Annotated in this window: 16 protein-coding genes; 9 read left to right on the top strand and 7 right to left on the bottom strand. The window is 52.7% G+C overall.

Annotated elements, in window-relative coordinates; genetic code table 11:
- Positions 1-130: 130 nt before the first annotated feature.
- From DEU53_RS06510 to DEU53_RS06495, 4 genes are all read left to right on the top strand, one after another.
- The gene (locus tag DEU53_RS06510) at positions 131-520 is read left to right on the top strand and encodes a hypothetical protein (protein WP_110866415.1); all 390 of its coding nucleotides are present in this window, start codon (positions 131-133) and stop codon (positions 518-520) included.
- On the top strand, positions 501-830 hold the full coding sequence (locus tag DEU53_RS06505) for a hypothetical protein (RefSeq protein WP_199559678.1): 330 nt from the start codon (positions 501-503) through the stop codon (positions 828-830). Before DEU53_RS06510 ends, DEU53_RS06505 begins: the two co-directional genes overlap by 20 nt.
- Before the next feature lie 82 nt (positions 831-912).
- Entirely contained in the window at positions 913-1,380 is a 468-nt protein-coding gene (locus tag DEU53_RS06500; RefSeq protein WP_146222847.1) for a hypothetical protein, read from the top strand.
- Between the two features lie 156 nt (positions 1,381-1,536).
- Positions 1,537-1,803: a hypothetical protein gene (locus DEU53_RS06495; protein WP_110866413.1), complete on the top strand. Its 267-nt coding sequence runs from the start codon at positions 1,537-1,539 to the stop codon at positions 1,801-1,803.
- A 20-nt stretch (positions 1,804-1,823) separates the two neighbouring features.
- On the opposite strand, the gene DEU53_RS06490 is transcribed toward DEU53_RS06495, so the two are convergent.
- Positions 1,824-2,063, bottom strand: a complete 240-nt coding sequence (locus tag DEU53_RS06490) for a DinI-like family protein (protein ID WP_101764035.1) — start codon at positions 2,061-2,063, stop codon at positions 1,824-1,826.
- A gap of 63 nt (positions 2,064-2,126) precedes the next feature.
- On the opposite strand from DEU53_RS06490, the gene iraP reads away from it, so the two are divergent.
- Positions 2,127-2,420, top strand: a complete 294-nt coding sequence (iraP, locus tag DEU53_RS06485; RefSeq protein ID WP_061717593.1) for an anti-adapter protein IraP — start codon at positions 2,127-2,129, stop codon at positions 2,418-2,420.
- Between the two features lie 197 nt (positions 2,421-2,617).
- Here the strand turns inward: iraP and DEU53_RS06480 are convergent, their stop codons facing one another.
- From DEU53_RS06480 to DEU53_RS06470, 3 genes are all read right to left on the bottom strand, one after another.
- The gene (locus DEU53_RS06480; RefSeq protein WP_101764036.1) at positions 2,618-2,941 is read right to left on the bottom strand and encodes a DUF6388 family protein; all 324 of its coding nucleotides are present in this window, start codon (positions 2,939-2,941) and stop codon (positions 2,618-2,620) included.
- A gap of 154 nt (positions 2,942-3,095) precedes the next feature.
- On the bottom strand, positions 3,096-4,388 hold the full coding sequence (locus tag DEU53_RS06475; protein WP_233501663.1) for a sugar ABC transporter substrate-binding protein: 1,293 nt from the start codon (positions 4,386-4,388) through the stop codon (positions 3,096-3,098).
- Positions 4,389-4,396: 8 nt separating this feature from the next.
- A complete protein-coding gene (locus tag DEU53_RS06470) occupies positions 4,397-5,941 on the bottom strand; it encodes a methyl-accepting chemotaxis protein (RefSeq protein WP_110866412.1) in 1,545 nt (514 codons plus the stop codon).
- A 195-nt stretch (positions 5,942-6,136) separates the two neighbouring features.
- Between DEU53_RS06470 and yedD the strand changes: the two genes are divergently transcribed.
- Positions 6,137-6,604, top strand: coding sequence for a lipoprotein YedD (yedD, locus tag DEU53_RS06465; RefSeq protein ID WP_110866411.1), 468 nt, complete (start codon positions 6,137-6,139; stop codon positions 6,602-6,604).
- 128 nt (positions 6,605-6,732) lie between these two features.
- Here yedD and fliT read toward each other — a convergent pair whose 3' ends face one another.
- From fliT to fliD, 3 genes are read right to left on the bottom strand one after another with little or no spacing between them, the layout of a single operon-like run.
- Complete coding sequence (fliT, locus tag DEU53_RS06460) at positions 6,733-7,086, bottom strand: flagella biosynthesis regulatory protein FliT (RefSeq protein WP_110866410.1); 354 nt, start codon at positions 7,084-7,086, stop codon at positions 6,733-6,735.
- Positions 7,086-7,493, bottom strand: a complete 408-nt coding sequence (gene fliS, locus DEU53_RS06455) for a flagellar export chaperone FliS (protein ID WP_110866409.1) — start codon at positions 7,491-7,493, stop codon at positions 7,086-7,088. Before fliS ends, fliT begins: the two co-directional genes overlap by 1 nt.
- 12 nt (positions 7,494-7,505) lie before the next feature.
- Entirely contained in the window at positions 7,506-8,930 is a 1,425-nt protein-coding gene (gene fliD / locus DEU53_RS06450; RefSeq protein ID WP_110866408.1) for a flagellar filament capping protein FliD, read from the bottom strand.
- Between the two features lie 337 nt (positions 8,931-9,267).
- Here fliD and DEU53_RS06445 point away from each other — a divergent pair, with 337 nt between their 5' ends.
- The 3 genes from DEU53_RS06445 (at position 9,268) to DEU53_RS06435 (ending at position 12,532) form a co-directional block, all read left to right on the top strand.
- Positions 9,268-11,061 (top strand): FliC/FljB family flagellin, encoded by a 1,794-nt coding sequence (locus tag DEU53_RS06445; protein ID WP_110866407.1) that lies wholly within the window; start codon positions 9,268-9,270, stop codon positions 11,059-11,061.
- 62 nt (positions 11,062-11,123) lie between these two features.
- Positions 11,124-12,083, top strand: a complete 960-nt coding sequence (locus DEU53_RS06440) for an HNH endonuclease (protein ID WP_110866406.1) — start codon at positions 11,124-11,126, stop codon at positions 12,081-12,083.
- An 83-nt stretch (positions 12,084-12,166) separates the two neighbouring features.
- On the top strand, positions 12,167-12,532 hold the full coding sequence (locus tag DEU53_RS06435) for a cell envelope integrity TolA C-terminal domain-containing protein (protein WP_110866405.1): 366 nt from the start codon (positions 12,167-12,169) through the stop codon (positions 12,530-12,532).
- The last annotated feature ends 238 nt before the right edge of the window (positions 12,533-12,770 follow it).

Raw genomic sequence — 12,770 nt, 5'->3', positions numbered from 1 at the left:
AAGGAACGACTTAAGTATACTTAAATTCATAAGTTAAAGTAAACTTAAATTCAGGCGTTGACCGCGAAGCTGGCAAGGGTGGTCAGCGTGCTTATGGGGCACATCCCTTGCCAGGGGTGAGAGGTGAAGCATGGAAAGTAGTTTAGTCACCAGCGTAGGTGCGTTGCTTCTCGGCGGCGGCGCAGCAGCTGTGTTCTGGAAACCGTTAATGGCGGGTATCGCCGCTATCGTCACCAGCAATCGTGCCGGTGGGGAGATTATCACCAGTTACAAAGAACAGGTGATGCTGCTCAAAGAAGGTCACGCCTTGATGCGCCAGGAAAACGATGAATTGCGCATCCGACATGACAAAAACCTGCGGCGTATCTCTTCGCTGGAAACCGATCTGCGGCTGATAAAAAACGCCCTGAGCATTTTGCTGGCCACCACGGAAGCCGAGCACAGCGAGAAGTTTCGCAGCCAGGTTAACCAACTGATTACCACTCTGGAGGAGAGTCGTGATGATGCAGATAAACAGTGAGTACGTAGTGAAAAACCATCGGCGCCAACTGTTCTTCGGCGGCTTTTTGCTGATGTTGTCGTTGATGTGCGTGGCGATGACGGTGCTATTCCTGTTCGTCAGTAACAGCGCTAATCAGCGTGTTGAAGAGATTCGACAGCAATATCGAACCATATCGGAACGACGTGAAGCACGTGTGGCGGAGCTTACCAGCCAGCTGGTGGCGCTGCAGAACAAGCTCGAAGGCACCGTGAAGCACCCGGTCAGCAATCCGGCTGACAAAGGGAAACCGGCAGAAGGAGATAAGTCGCCACCTCAACCCAAGCGTTAAGGAGGGCATCATGCGAATTACCCCGTGGATTGCAGCCCGTCTTGCCCGACTGCGATCTTTATTCAGTATGAAGGAGAGCATTATGAGCGATCAAACTGTCATCAATCCAACCAGCACCATCGCATCGTCACCAGCGGAGGATTTCGCCAACGAAGTCGCCACGCCCGTTGCTGCACCGATGGCGACCGCAGCACCTGAAGCGACGCCCGCTGTCGTCGCAGAAGCAGCACCTGAAGTTGCGCCGGCATCGGCTACGGCACCCGAGGCGATAACCGCTGCACCCGCGCAGGTGGTGGCGACTGCCGCGCCTGAGGCGGTAACGCCTGCGCCAGCCGAGGTTGCGCCGCCCAGCGAACCGGACATCGCTGCTCCCGCTGCAGCCGATGCGCCACCAGCCGCCGCAACGGCGCAGAGCCACGACGGAACTCAGGCGTTCTCAGAAGGGGTGAAGGATTTCGTCAGAGCGTTTAGCTTTGTCGAGCAGGGCGTAATTAAGTTGGGCGATGCCGCGAAGGATGAGCTGATTGATCTGGCGAGGAAGTATCTGTAATGCCTGACGACTCAGCATCGGGGACCGGGATGTCCCCTGTTTACCAACAGGTTTTAGTCACTTCCGATTATTCCTAAGGCAGCTTCGATATTTTGCACTACCTTTAATCATTCAAGCGTTATTTAAATCGTCTTATTAAGCGAAAAGGAAGATAGCATGAGTGATACAGAAACTGTAAAAACCAAAACTGAATACTTGCGTGATGTCACCTCCCAGCTTAAAGAGATGCGCCACTACGCGCAGACCAACACTGAGACGCTATCTGCCCACTGGCTGGCGTTTGATGCGGGTGAGTATAAAGACACCGAATACGCGGGACGCTTCGACACCTTGCTGAACAAACAGGGTAAGCTGCTGGATGACATTGATGCGGCGATTCAGGATCTCGAAATCGCCATCAACCATGCTGAGCAGGAAAGCTAAGCGCCTAGCGTACTGGTGGCCTAATCGGCCACCAGCCACATTTCCGCCTCATCAAACATCTCTTCAACAATCCGCGCAACTGTCGCTTTATCGTTCTTACTCATATCAGTATCTATTGCGTTACGCTCCATCGGTTTGACGCGCACCTCAATATCGGGAAAGACGCGCTGTACACGCTTTTCCAACTCCTGCAAAATCATCTCGCGTGCACCCGGTAATCCGGCCACGTTACGCTTATCGTAAATCAACTCCACAAACATCAGGGTCGTTCCATTCATTGGATCGGGTGCGATATAGTACTGTAAATAAAAACAGGGGTAAATATGCGCCAACTGGTTATCGATATCTTATTGAAAATGGCAAAAATGGATGTGGAAGCAAAAGAGCTGGTGGCGCAGGTAGAGGCGCAGTCGTTATTGATTGCCGCGCTGCTGATTCAGGCGAAAGAGAATAACTCGTTGACTATTTCCGATACGGTGCAGGAGGCGATTGTTACCGCTTCGCGCGCATCGCAGGAATTTTTACAGTCCGATGTTGATCTGCTGCTGACCCACGTCAATCGTCTGCTGGCGGTGGCAAGTTATATCGAAGTAAAAGGGATTGAGCGGGAAGGGTAAGAAAAAATATTACCTCTGGAAGTGGAAATCCAGCAACACTTCCAGAGGCGGTGCAACAGCACCATTCGTTCAAGGACAATCTACGACTGACGTCGTGATGAGTAAGTTATACAAGTTTCCTCAACTTGTACAACTTTTTCCTGAACATTTTGTGTGGTTGGCGATGTATCTTTGATGCCGTTTCAGTACGTGGCCGATTACAACTCGTTTTTGATGCAGAACTCTTCCCACGTCATGCCTAAGGCTTCTGCGTGAGATTTCAGATACTTTTCAATGGCATCCGCGGCAACGGCTTTATCGGGTTCCGCCAGCTGAATGGAAAACAGCATGCCATCCAGCTTCTTCTGACGCAAAAAAGCGGCATAAATACGTTCTGCATGCCAGTCGCGTAACTGCGCTAATGACAGGTTCGCCTGGCGGGCATCGCTTTCGGTGAGTTCATCCAGTGCAGACTGGAAATCGGGGTGAGCGGCGAAAAACATCGTGCGCGCCTGAGCGTAATACTCTTCTGGGGTTTTCATTCGGTGTTCCTGCGTATCAACTTGCGCGCTAGTGTAACGCGCGCATGTGGCCTTGTCAGTTTCCGATCTTACAGAACATGGGCATCGTAGCGGCGCAATTTACTGCGCGATAAAGCGCGCCGCTACGGTATGTGCAACTTGTGATCACCGCCTATCAATGCATCTGCTTATAAATCCGCGTCACATCTTGTTGGTTCTTTGCCAGCGTTTCATCCAGCGTCAGTTTACCGCTCAGCATATCCGCCAGATTCTGCCCGACGGCGTTACCCATCTGATCAAACCCGGGAATACTCACGTACTGCACGCCCTGATAAGGCACCGGATTGAGCGTCGGCTGCTCGACGGTGGCCGAATCAATCGCCGCACGCACCTGCGCGGCATACGGCGCCAGGCGCTGATAGCTCGCCTGCTGATACGTCGAATTGCGGCTGCCCGGCGGTACCGCCCCCCAGCCGACGGTATCGGCCACTTGCTGGATATACTGTTTTGACGTCGCCCAGCTAATAAAGGCAATCGCCGCCTCGCGATTCGGCGTATTCGCCGGTACCGCCAGCGCCCACGACCACAACCAATTGGAGCCGTTACGCGTTATGCCGCCCGGTGCAGGCGCAAAGGCCAGCTTATCGGCGACTAATGAGATCTGCGGATTCACCAGCAAACCGGCTGCCACCGTACTGTCGATCCACATGGCGCATTTGCCTTGCGCAGTCAGGCGCAGAATCTGGCCGAAACTGTTTTTCACCGTATCCGCGGGTCCATCCTGCTTCACCACCTGCAAATAATCACCCAGCGCCTCGCGCCACTCCGGCGAGTTGAGCGTCGGCTGCCAGTTTTCATCGAACCACTGCGCGCCATAGGCATTCGCCATGGTGGTCATGAACGCCACGTTATCGCCCCAGCCTGGCTGGCCACGCAGGCACAGACCGTAAATGCCTTTTTGCGGGTCAGTGAGTTTGGCGGCGAAGTTTTTGATATCGGTCCAGTCGGGATTATCGGGCATGGTTAACCCTTTCTGCGCAAACAGATCTTTGCGGTAGTAGGTCATGCTGCTTTCACCGTAGAACGGCAGGGCGTAGAGCGTTTGCTGGAACGACATCGCTTTGCGCACTGGCGCGATGAGATCCTCGCTGTCGTAATCGGCGGGCAGCTTATTGAGCGGTGCCAGCCAGCCTTTTTCACCCCACAGCGGCGCTTCATAGGTGCCAACGGTGATGACATCGAACTGCGCCTGGCCGCTGTTCATCGCCGACAGCACCGCCTGACGCAGCGCGCCATCGTCCATCACATGCCATTGCAGTTTGACGTCAGGATGCTCCTGTTCGTAGCGCGTGGCGAGCTGCTGCATGATGGTCATATCGCCGTTGGCGATGGTGGCAATATTCAGCGTGGTCGCGGCGTGGCTCAGCAGCGGCGTGGCCAGCAACATAGCGAGAAGTTTACGCATCATCTCGCTCCTTAGCGCTGTTGCAAGCGGAAGAAGGCCATCTTCTCCACCAGCAATCCGGCATGTTCGCTAACGGTCTGGCTGGCGGCGCTGGCTTCCTGCACCAGCGAGGCGTTCTGCTGCGTCGCGCCATCCATCTGAATCACTGCGGTGTTGACCTGCTCAATGCCGCTGGATTGCTGGCGGCTGGCCACGGCAATTTCACCGACAATATCCACCACGCGCGCCACGCCCTGATTGATGTCATTGAGCATTGCGCCGGAACGCTGCACCAGCGCACTGCCGGCTTCCACTTTACCCACGCTGGCATCGATTAACGCTTTGATCTCGTGGGCGGCCCCGGCGGACCGCTGCGCCAGCTGACGCACTTCGGACGCCACCACGGCAAAGCCGCGTCCCTGTTCACCGGCGCGTGCTGCTTCAACCGCTGCGTTGAGCGCCAGCAGGTTGGTCTGGAAGGCGATCTCATCGATCACCCGGTTGATATCCGCGATGCGCTTGCTGGAAGATTCGATCTCCTCCATCGCGCTGACCGCATCACGCAGCACGCTGCTGCCACGTTCGGCCTGATGACGCACGTCGGTGGCCAGTTCGTTGGCCTGCGCAGCGTTATCGGCGTTGTGTTTCACCGTGGCGGTCATCTGCTCCATGCTGGCGGCGGTTTGTTCCAGCGAGCTGGCCTGCGAATGGGTGCGTTCAGAGAGATCGTCATTGCCGTCGGCCATCTGACGCGCCGCATCACTCAGCGCAGTGGCGCTTTCGCCCACGTCGCGCACGATCTCCGCCAGACGCACATCCATGCGCAGCAGCGACTGCATCAGTTCGCCCATCTCATCGCGTGAAACGCTGCCAATATCGTGGTTCAGTTCACCAGCCGCAATCGATTCGGCCAGCTCGCGCGCCTGAGCAATCGAGCGGTTGATCGAGCGGATCAGCAGCCAGCCGAACACCAGCGCCACGCTCAGCCCGACCAGCAAAATGATAATCAGGCTGTTACGCGCCAGCTGGTAATCGCTGTTGCTCTGCTGATAGGTGAGTTCCGCATGCTGGCGCATTAACGCATCAAGCTGATCGATGTCCTGTTGCAGCAGCTGGCTGCCGCTGCGCAGGCGGGTTTCAATCACCACCAGCGCACCGGACGGGTTGCCGCCCTTTAGCAGTTCACCGGCATCTTTCAGCGCGGTTTGCCAGCCATCGAGATGGCTGATGAATTGCTGGCTAAGCGGTTTGGTTTGCGCATCAAACGACAGCTGCTGCCAGGTTTGGCGGTCTTTGGCTATCTGCTCGCCGTACTGCGCGATGCGCGCCAGACGTTTCTCCACTTCACTGCTGTCGGTCCAGTAGCGCAGGGCATCGAACAGGGTCGCGGATTGTTCCTGCACCATGCGGTACAGGCGGGATGAATATTGCAGCGGTAACAGCTCATTCTGGTAGGCGTTTTGCGCCCGTTGGTCGGCGGCGCGCAGGCCGATGATTCCCCAGATGGCGGCAACAATCAGTAAAATGCACAGCAGGCCAACAATCGATGTCAGACGCGCGCGAAGGGTCAATCGCATAACGGGATTCTCCGTAACGAAGGTGAGTGTGTAATCGGTCATTATTGTTTTTACAGGCACTTTTAACTCCAGAAGAGTTATCGGCGCAGAAGTGAGCAGCTTGAGGAAAATCATGCGGCGCGCAGCAGATACCTTGCGCAACCTGCGGGAAAAATTATAACGTAGCCGCCATTGATGCGAGTGTAGGGACCGAGAATGAAAAAGTGGATGATAGTGGCCGCGCTGGCGCTGAGTGGCTGTGCGCAGATCAGCAATTATGGCCAGGCGGTGAAAACCCCGGCACCGCTGGAGCTGCAGGGCAACTGGCAAACTGCAGGGCCGCAAAGCAAGCTGATCAGCAAGCAAGCGATGGGCAGCCTGATTATTGGTGCCGAGGGCGACACGCTGGATTGCCGTCAGTGGCAGCGCGTGATTGCCAAACCGGGCAAATTAACGCGTCTGGGCGATGACTGGGTTAACGTGACGCGTCAGGTGCGCGTGATGCCGCTGGTGCTGGAGAACGGTGAGCTGCGTTACGATGGATTGAGACTGCGTAAAGTGGATCGCCCAACCGTTGAGTGCCAGCAGGCGCTGGAAGAAGTGGCGAAGCGTCCGAATGAGGCGGTGATTCAGAATATCGAGCCAGAGATTATGCGCCCGGTTTCGGCGGCGACGCAGAAGTAGTTTTCCCTCACCCTAACCCTCTCCCAGTGGGAGAGGGAACCGATCGAGCCCATCTGGCATATTGCAGCATCTCCCTCTCCCTGTGGGAGAGGGCCGGGGTGATGGCATCAGCGCGCAGAGTCGTAAATTTAACCCTGCGGCAAATACACGCTACCTTGCTTACCATACGCGCTCATCACCGATTTCTGCATCGATGACTGGCCCACCAGTTGCGTCAATTCGTCCATGCGCAACTGCAGCAGCCGTTTCACTTCGCTCTCATTATCGAGAATATGGCGTAACACCGGACGCAGCTGCTCTTGCAGCTGGCGCGACGGTGCGGCGGCTGCGGTTGTTTGCGCCAGTCTTTGCACCGCACTGACATAGTCCACTTCCTTGGTGATCAAATCATCCCATTCGCCGTCTGCTGCCAAACGCAGCATTCCGTGGCTGAGGTCGAGTAACTGTTGGTAAACGGTAATCAGTGGCGGTGCAATATTCATTAAACGGCGTCCTGAAGGTGTTGAGGTTGTACGACTTCTTTCCAGGCATCAGCGATATTGCGCAGAAGACCTTCAACTTCTTCGAGGGCTTCGACATCATTACGCAGATTAGCCTGAACCAGACGGCGAACCATGTAGGAGTAGAGTCCTAACAGGTTGTCGGTCAGGTCATCGCCTGATTGCTCATCGAGGCCCTGCTTGAGTCCGCCCTCGATGATGTTAATGGCCTTGGAAATCGAGTTACCTTTTCCCTGGATATTGTTGTCCTGCATAAACAGGCGGGCGCGGACCAGTGCGCTGATCGCACCGTCAAACAGCAGCGTAACCAGCTGATGTTGATTGGCGCTCATTACTGAGCTCTCCACCCCGATTTTTGCGTAGGCTTGTGTGCCTGTAGCGCTGTACATGGTCACTCCTTACTATTTAGAACTGCTGCTCGAAGTCATGCTATCGAACTGCTGTGTCAGGTAATCGCTGGTGCTGTTCAGCGAGCTCATGGTGACGTCGAGTTGCGTGAACTGCGTCTTATAACGCGCAATAAGGGCGTTGATACGCGTGTTCATGTTGTTGTACTGCTCAGTCAGGTTATTCAGCGTCTTGCTGACGCCATCTTTCGCGGACTGAATGCTGCCGGTAGATGACAGCCAACTGGTCAGGTTAGTCGCCAGTTTGGTGGTGATACCGGTGGTTTTACCGTCACCCACAATCATCTCTTTCACGCCCGCCGGATCTTTGGTCAGCTCGGTTTTCAGCTTGTCGGAATCCAGCGACAACTCACCGGTGGTCGGGTCGGTGGTGATACCGATTTGCGCCAGCGTTTTGTAGGTTGAAGAGCTAGCCGTGTTGGTCAGCAAACTTTTAATCTGGGTTTGAATACCGCGCAGCGTGCTATCGCCAACTAGCGCACCGTTGCTGGAATCTTGTGTATCTGAGCCGACATCCACAGCGGTGTATTTAGTCAGGCTGGTGAACTGATCCAGCAGATTGTTGTAGGCATCCACAAAGTTGGAAATTGCGGTGGAGGCTTTAGAGGTATCTTGCGTGATGGTCAACGTCTGATTACCGCTGGTGACATCATTCAGATTCAGCGTAATTCCTTCCAGCGCATCGCTAATGGTGTTGGTGCTGCTGGTGATGGCGACATTATTTACCGTTAACTCGGCATCTTGTGCGGCAACGCTGACGTCCAGCGGGTTATCGGCATCGGTTTTGGTTGAATCAAAGCCGACAATGCCTTGCAGTGTGTCATCGCCAGTTACGGTAACGGAAGAAACCGCATTGGCCTCACCGGTTTTCGACGCGGTCAGCGACAGACGATAAGCGCCATCACCGGTTTTGATAATACTGGCGCTGACACCGGCATTGGCACCGTTAATCGCGTCACGCATGCCGGTTAATGAGGTTTGTGCACTGGTCAGCGTAATGTCTTTACTGGTGCCGTCGGCCAGTTTGATCGACAGCGTGCGGCTGGCATCGGAGCTGCCCAGCGCAGTGGTGTTGCTGGTTTGTACGCCCGAAGTTAGCGTCTGTGCCTGCGCCAGCTGCGTCACACTAATGCTGTATTTCCCGGCGATGGTGCTGCCAGACGTGGTGGCGCTGAACGCAGTGGTGCTGCTGGCTGCGCTGGTTGCGGTGAACAAATCCGCGCTGTTTAATGCCGTGTTGGCGGTTTGGAAGGTGGTTAACGCGCTGGACAAAGTGCCGTAAGCGCTCAGCTTCGCGGTATAGGCGCTCTGCTGATTAGAGATAGGTGTAAGAGAGGCTTTCTCAGCCGTACTCAAGTTATCCAGGATGGTACTTAAATCGAGGCCTGAACCGATACCGAGGGTAGAAATGGTGGTCATGTTGTTTCCTTTCTATGTCGACACGGAGAATCAATACCGCGGGTTATCGGCTCTTTATGGGCAAAGTTTAGAATTATTTACCGGCGGGTAATAAAGCGAATAGCGTATATAGAGAAGGGTATTTCGGACGCTAGAAAAATGATCTGGTTGGCCTAAAGAACACTGCGGGCAGGGCGATAAAGATAAACGTGACAGGTTGAAGGGAAAAATTTTCACCTGGTCCTAAAAAAAATCTAAAGGTTGTTTAAGGGCAGACGATAACAACATTGACGGCGCTGAAGCCGGCGGGTTGAAGCCCACACCTTAACCGAAAGACTTGATTAACAGGAAAATTATCATGGCCCAAGTCATTAATACCAACAGCCTCTCGCTGATCACTCAGAACAACATCAACAAGAACCAGTCTGCTCTGTCTACTTCTATCGAGCGTCTGTCTTCTGGTCTTCGTATTAATAGCGCTAAAGATGACGCAGCGGGCCAGGCCATTGCTAACCGCTTCACCTCTAACATCAACGGTCTAACTCAGGCAGCGCGTAACGCTAACGACGGTATCTCTGCTGCGCAGACCACTGAAGGCGCACTGTCAGAAATAAACAACAACTTACAGCGTGTTCGTGAACTGACCGTACAGTCTCAGAACGGCACCAACAGCCAGTCTGACCTGGACTCAATTCAGGACGAAATCAAATCACGTCTGGACGAAATTGACCGCGTATCCGGTCAGACCCAGTTCAACGGCGTGAACGTGCTGGCGAAAGACGGTTCAATGAAAATCCAGGTTGGCGCGAACGATGGCCAGACCATCACCATCGATCTGAAGAAAATCGACTCTTCAACTCTGGGTCTGAATGGCTTTAACGTAAACGGTACAGGTACTGTTGCTAACAAAGCGGCTACCGTTTCTAACCTGACTGCTGCTGGTGCAACCGAAACCACTGCTGGTTCTGGATTGTATAACCTGAAAACAACTAATAGTGCTGTGACCGCAGATCAAGCCCTCTCTAAACTTGCAACGGGTGATACTGTTGTCGTAACTGATGGTGCTGGAACTGCAACTACTTACACTTACGATGCAGCTAAAGGTAACTTCTCTTACAATGCTTCCGTAGCTGGCGGTACAGCTGGTGCTGGCGCTGCTACCTTTGGTGACTCACTGAAGCCAGATACTGGAACAGTTTCAGGTACTTACACAGCTAAATCTGGCACTACTGATAGCGTCAACTTTGAAGCTGACAATAATGGTAATATCACTATTGGCGGGCAGAAGGCGTACTTGGATGGTTCTGGTAACCTTACTACAAGCAATGCTGATGGTCAGACTTCTCAGGCATCACTTAACTCACTCTTTAAAGCATCTTCAGTTGCAGGAGCAACCGAAGCAGCGGCTGCTGGCACTGCTTATAACGCAACTGTGAGTATTGGCGGTACAGATTATAGCTTTGACAACGCTGGTGGCGATGTAACTTACACCGCAAGCATTTCAAAATCGGAAGTACAAGCACAAGTTGCTGCTGCTGATACCACTGCTACAGCGGCAGGAACGCCTAAATCTGCAGTAGTTAACTACGCATCAGGTGTCCTGACCGGTTCAGTGAGCTTCAATGGTGCAACTGCAGGTAAGTCTAACAACGTTTATACCGATGCTTCAGGCAACTTCACTGACGTGAAAGAATTCACAACTCAGTACAAAGTTGACAAAGACACTGGCGCTGTAACAGTTAACGCGAACATCAAAGCTAACGGAGATGTAGATAACTCTTCTTCGAACCCGTTTGCTAAAACTGTAGGCGCTGCTGTTAATGTAACTGCTGCGGGCAAAATCACTACCGACGCAACTAGCGCTGGTACTGTAACTTCAGATCCACTAGCCGCTCTGGACTCAGCTATCAGCAGCATCGATAAGTTCCGTTCAAGCCTGGGTGCGATTCAGAACCGTCTGGATTCAGCGGTAACTAACCTGAATAACACCACCACGAACCTGTCTGAAGCACAGTCTCGTATTCAGGATGCTGACTACGCCACTGAAGTTTCAAACATGTCTAAAGCACAGATAATCCAGCAGGCGGGTAACTCAGTGTTGGCGAAAGCTAACCAGGTTCCACAGCAGGTTCTGTCTCTGCTGCAGGGCTAATCGCTCTAAGCTCCTTGCTTATCAAACCCCGCTTCGGCGGGGTTTTTTTTGGAGAAAATACAATGACCAAACTTCTGATCCCACATGTTGGTGAATTACTCACTTTTAAGGAGATTGATGATAAGTATCGTCAGGATATTAAGGACCAAACGGGCTTGCAGAATAGCGGATTTCTCAGGCCCAACGGCAGACACAAATTACCTCGTGCCATTTTCGCGGAAGCTTCGCTGAACGGTGACATTGATGAACTGTTATTTGTTGGTGATGGTAAAGGTAACTATAGAACAAACTTTGTAAATCTTCTCACCAACAAAAAGAGTATTTGGGTTTTTCGCCGTACAAATTCACACCAAAATAAATGGCGAGTTGCTGGCGAAGCCAGAGTGGAAGCATTATTAAAACCCAATGATGGTGAATTAAAGAAACTCTTAAAGAAAACAGGCCATAAGTTGATCGAACAAGATCAAGGCTGGCAGCTTATAAATGCGCAGGGCGAACCGCAGTTTAGTGCCGCCCGAGATTTCACTTATGCAGTGAAACTTATCTATACCCAACAGGTTGAAATGCCTGAAGATGGGGATAGCGAGGATATTGGCAGACGGATTGAGCGTGAAGTTTTGGTAAGAATGGATCAGCAAAAGCTTCGGAACACATTACTCAACTATTATCCAGGCTGTGTGGTCACTGGGTTACCCCATAATAAACAAGCAGCCTCCTGGCTTGAAGCTGCGCACATCGTAGATGATAAAAATAACGACAAACATTTCCGTCACAATGGTCTGGACAATGGCTTGCTGCTGCGCAGTGACCTGCACCGCTTATTTGATGCTAAAATTCTCACCATTAATCCTGACAATGGTACGGTTGAACTCTTAACCCATGATGCCGCATTACTGAAAACATATAAAAAAATTAACGGTAGAATCTGTAAAAATTGGGGTGAAATTAAATGTTACGCCAAAATATCCTTTTTGAAGCGACACTATCTCGCTTGTCATGATAAATTCAAGAACCTGAGTTAAAGTTCATCCTTCTTTACTTGATACCTGCATATAAATAATATGCAGGTATACTTGTTTTAAATAACCGTCACAGGACGTGATGTATGCGCATTGTTATTTTCGTAGTTCTGCTGTTGTCCGGTTGTGCCGCACCTAAACATCCACGTACTCATGTTAACGTTCCGCCGCCGCCAGTGGTGACCGATCTCCACAGCTATATCGTCGGAATCAACTATGCCATCACGACGCAGTTATTTGATGCCGATACCTACGCAGGCAAAACCTGTGATGTGCGGCTTGATTTAGACGAGAAAGGACAACTGACGGGCTTGCATGTTTTAACCGGCGATCCCAGCTTATGCACGGCTGCCTCGGATGCCGTCAGAAATGCCAAATTACCGACACCGCCGTCGCAAGAGATAAACAAGATGCTCACGCATCCGGTATTACATTTCGCGCCAGAGAAATAATCGGTCGTCATTTATGGTGATGCTGCCTACCGTGCGTCCGTTTGCACAAAGCCAAATGCCGCGACAATTCCCAGCAGCATCCCAACGAGAAAGAGCTCACAGCACGCGGGTTGCTGAGCCCGTCGACCAAGCTGTTCTCTGCTTTTGGGCGCAACGATGAAGTATGCAAAGAAGGGGGCAACGAATTGCGTGACCCAAACCCAACCCCGCCACCCAACCCCCTTGAAGCTTCCCCCGC

It is taken from the genome of Pantoea sp. AG1095 (assembly GCF_003208415.1).
Taxonomy (GTDB): Bacteria; Pseudomonadota; Gammaproteobacteria; order Enterobacterales; family Enterobacteriaceae; genus Pantoea; species Pantoea leporis.
This window is presented reverse-complemented; position numbering and strand designations above follow the sequence as displayed.

What these genes read in the sequence shown, in the direction of transcription:
- fliD (WP_110866408.1), bottom strand. Translation starts at nt 8,930, where the DNA reads ATGACCACCATTTCTACCCTCGGTATCGGTTCAGGCCTCGATTTAAGT.
- DEU53_RS06505 (WP_199559678.1), top strand. Translation starts at nt 501, where the DNA reads ATGATGCAGATAAACAGTGAGTACGTAGTGAAAAACCATCGGCGCCAA.
- DEU53_RS06475 (WP_233501663.1), bottom strand. Translation starts at nt 4,388, where the DNA reads ATGATGCGTAAACTTCTCGCTATGTTGCTGGCCACGCCGCTGCTGAGC.
- DEU53_RS06480 (WP_101764036.1), bottom strand. Translation starts at nt 2,941, where the DNA reads ATGAAAACCCCAGAAGAGTATTACGCTCAGGCGCGCACGATGTTTTTC.
- DEU53_RS06495 (WP_110866413.1), top strand. Translation starts at nt 1,537, where the DNA reads ATGAGTGATACAGAAACTGTAAAAACCAAAACTGAATACTTGCGTGAT.
- DEU53_RS06510 (WP_110866415.1), top strand. Translation starts at nt 131, where the DNA reads ATGGAAAGTAGTTTAGTCACCAGCGTAGGTGCGTTGCTTCTCGGCGGC.
- DEU53_RS06445 (WP_110866407.1), top strand. Translation starts at nt 9,268, where the DNA reads ATGGCCCAAGTCATTAATACCAACAGCCTCTCGCTGATCACTCAGAAC.
- yedD (WP_110866411.1), top strand. Translation starts at nt 6,137, where the DNA reads ATGAAAAAGTGGATGATAGTGGCCGCGCTGGCGCTGAGTGGCTGTGCG.
- fliS (WP_110866409.1), bottom strand. Translation starts at nt 7,493, where the DNA reads ATGTACAGCGCTACAGGCACACAAGCCTACGCAAAAATCGGGGTGGAG.
- DEU53_RS06500 (WP_146222847.1), top strand. Translation starts at nt 913, where the DNA reads ATGAGCGATCAAACTGTCATCAATCCAACCAGCACCATCGCATCGTCA.
- DEU53_RS06470 (WP_110866412.1), bottom strand. Translation starts at nt 5,941, where the DNA reads ATGCGATTGACCCTTCGCGCGCGTCTGACATCGATTGTTGGCCTGCTG.
- iraP (WP_061717593.1), top strand. Translation starts at nt 2,127, where the DNA reads ATGCGCCAACTGGTTATCGATATCTTATTGAAAATGGCAAAAATGGAT.
- DEU53_RS06440 (WP_110866406.1), top strand. Translation starts at nt 11,124, where the DNA reads ATGACCAAACTTCTGATCCCACATGTTGGTGAATTACTCACTTTTAAG.
- DEU53_RS06435 (WP_110866405.1), top strand. Translation starts at nt 12,167, where the DNA reads ATGCGCATTGTTATTTTCGTAGTTCTGCTGTTGTCCGGTTGTGCCGCA.
- DEU53_RS06490 (WP_101764035.1), bottom strand. Translation starts at nt 2,063, where the DNA reads ATGTTTGTGGAGTTGATTTACGATAAGCGTAACGTGGCCGGATTACCG.
- fliT (WP_110866410.1), bottom strand. Translation starts at nt 7,086, where the DNA reads ATGAATATTGCACCGCCACTGATTACCGTTTACCAACAGTTACTCGAC.